Origin of the sequence: Streptococcus suis, assembly GCF_002964045.1 — a bacterium.
GTDB classification, from domain to species: domain Bacteria; phylum Bacillota; class Bacilli; order Lactobacillales; family Streptococcaceae; genus Streptococcus; species Streptococcus suis_U.
In genome coordinates this window covers 1-465 of sequence record NZ_POPB01000141.1, presented here as the reverse complement: position 1 = coordinate 465, position 465 = coordinate 1, and the positions used below count along the sequence as shown (strand labels likewise).

The 465-nt window shown below is 39.8% G+C and carries 1 protein-coding gene; it reads left to right on the top strand.

All coding sequences use genetic code 11. The features are described 5' to 3' along the window. The coding region (locus C1E99_RS00610) for a helix-turn-helix domain-containing protein (RefSeq protein ID WP_193441771.1) at positions 1–219 on the top strand (219 nt) is incomplete at its 5' end. Positions 220–465: the final 246 nt, after the last annotated feature.

The window sequence follows — 465 nt, the reverse complement described above, 5'->3', positions numbered from 1 at the left end:
GGACTTGCTAGTTTGATTGCTCACCAGCAGCTAGAAAAGGAAATTGTAGCTCTTTGGCAAGAAGGTGCGGTCATAACCAAGGCAGCCCAGTCTCTCTATATCCATCGAAATACGTTGCAGTATCGCTTGGACAAATGGTTTGATTGGACGGGATTACAGCTCAAGGAATTGACGGATTTGGCAGTTTGCTACATGGTTATCATGGATTTAAGTATCTAATAGGAGCTAATGATGAGAAAAGCGTTGTAGCCTTTGAGAATGCCGCCCATCGCTTCGTCCCTTTTCTCCTGAAAATCCCAAAGGGCTCATTGAATTTTTGAAAAGTAGACTATTTCAGTAACACAGTCTTTTGTGCAACTTGTACAAAAGATTGTGTTCTTTTTGTTCATCTTGACCTAGAAAAATAAAACGCTTTCATTTACAATAAAACTATCAAAGAAAGTGAGGCTTGAACATGGTTCAACT